Source organism: Variovorax sp. 10L426, assembly GCF_056395305.1.
In genome coordinates, this window is sequence record NZ_JBFTJF010000151.1 from 1 (window position 1) to 362 (window position 362).

1 protein-coding gene is annotated in these 362 nt (G+C 67.1%); it reads right to left on the reverse strand.

Features of this window, described 5'->3' with window-relative positions:
• Positions 1-362, reverse strand: a 362-nt coding sequence (locus tag AC1DHL_RS30215) for an NAD(P)(+) transhydrogenase (Re/Si-specific) subunit beta (protein WP_478164396.1), incomplete at both ends; no start/stop codon positions are given.

The following is a 362-nucleotide window of genomic DNA, read 5'->3' on the forward strand; positions in this document are numbered from 1 at the left end:
TCCAGCCCCGCGTAGCCCGCGGCCATGCTTCGCTTGTTCACGATCACCGTCTTGGCCTTGTAGGCCTCCAGGATCGGCATGCCGTAGATCGGCGTGCCCTTCTGCAGCGCCGCAGGGTTCACCACGTCGTTGGCCCCGAGGATGATCGCCACATCGGCCTGGCCGAACTCGCCGTTGATGTCCTCCATCTCGAAGACCTGGTCGTAGGGCACCTCGGCCTCGGCCAGCAGCACGTTCATGTGCCCCGGCATGCGCCCGGCCACCGGGTGGATCGCGTACTTCACCGTCACGCCGTGCTCGGTGAGCTTCTGCGCGAGTTCCTTCACCGCGTGCTGGGCTCTGGCCACCGCGAGGCCGTAGCC